1 protein-coding gene is annotated in these 522 nt (G+C 69.7%); it reads left to right on the top strand.

Annotation, left to right across the window (positions count from 1 at the left end; all coding sequences use genetic code 11):
- Positions 1–58: 58 nt before the first annotated feature.
- Positions 59–522, top strand: a 464-nt coding sequence (locus tag H7I87_RS11655) for an ATP-binding protein (protein ID WP_264002684.1), incomplete at its 3' end; no start/stop codon positions are given.

The following is a 522-nucleotide window of genomic DNA, read 5'->3' as shown; positions in this document are numbered from 1 at the left end:
TCGAGGTGGCCGATCTGAGTGCCTACGACGCGCGGTTCGGAACCGGGGAGGTCGCCTGATGCCCGCCAAGCGCACACCGTCAGCGCCCGGTGACGCCGACAAGCTCATCGCACATCAGGCCCGCTTGCTCAAGGCTCCGCGCATCGCCGAGCACTACCACCGGCTGGCCGAACAGGGCCGCGACGTCGGCTGGTCGCTGGAGGACTACCTGGGTGCGGTCTTGGCGGTGGAATCGAATGCCCGTGCGGAATCGGGTGCACGTCAACGCATCCGGTATGCCGGGTTCCCGGCGATCAAGACGATCACCGACTTCGACTTCACCGCCCAACCCGCCGTCGACCGCGCTCAGATCGCCCGACTGGAAGCCGGTGGCTGGCTTGCCGAGGCCCGCAACGTCGTGCTGCTCGGCCCACCGGGCACCGGCAAAACCCACCTGGCGACCGCGCTAGCGATCGCCGCCGCCCACGCCGGACACCGCGTCGCCTTCGCCCCGGCCACCGGCTGGATCACCCGACTGGCAGA

It is taken from the genome of Mycobacterium timonense (genome assembly GCF_025821985.1).
Classification (GTDB): Bacteria; Actinomycetota; Actinomycetes; order Mycobacteriales; family Mycobacteriaceae; genus Mycobacterium; species Mycobacterium avium.
The sequence above is the reverse complement of the archived record's forward strand: the minus strand, read 5'-3'. Positions and strand labels throughout refer to the sequence as shown.